Source organism: Devosia soli, assembly GCF_000970455.1.
Taxonomy (GTDB): domain Bacteria; phylum Pseudomonadota; class Alphaproteobacteria; order Rhizobiales; family Devosiaceae; genus Devosia; species Devosia soli.
Window position 1 is genome coordinate 1 of record NZ_LAJG01000039.1, and the last position, 497, is coordinate 497.

At 64.6% G+C, this 497-nt stretch carries 1 protein-coding gene; it reads left to right on the plus strand.

Annotated features, from left to right (window positions below):
* Window positions 1–235 precede the first annotated feature (235 nt).
* A complete protein-coding gene (locus VW35_RS21760) occupies window positions 236–484 on the plus strand; it encodes a hypothetical protein (RefSeq protein WP_152662635.1) in 249 nt (82 codons plus the stop codon).
* Window positions 485–497: the final 13 nt, after the last annotated feature.

The following is a 497-nucleotide window of genomic DNA, read 5'->3' on the forward strand; positions in this document are numbered from 1 at the left end:
TTCGCCTCCTGGGGGCGCCGGTTGGGCCGGGCGGGCCAGCTCAGCAGGTCTCGGTGTCCTGCCGCCCTGCTTGACGGCGATGATCAGCACGAGCAAAAGCGCCTGGCAATACATTAATCCGATGGATTTAGTAAGTGACAGGGCGGCAAATGCTGACGTTTGATAGCGGCAGAGGCGCTGGCATTGTGACACAACCTGCGATAGGCGGGGGTAGCAGCAGGCGGAGGTAGATTAAGTGGCTGGCGCCGTCAGGACGAGCAGGGGGCGGTCGGACGACCTCAGCCGCGGCACGACCCAGAGCAGCGCGCGGCCGTACAACGAGCGCCTGGTGCTATCGCTGGTTCGCCGCCACGCCAGCCTCCCAAAGGCCGATATCGCCCGCCTGCCCGGGCTCTACCCCCCAACCATTTCCCTCACTGCCTATCCGCCGTATGACGCTTGTCCCTTCGCCGCATCACCGTTCCGGCGTTTCCCGGTTGTCTAGCCTCGTCTTCTCC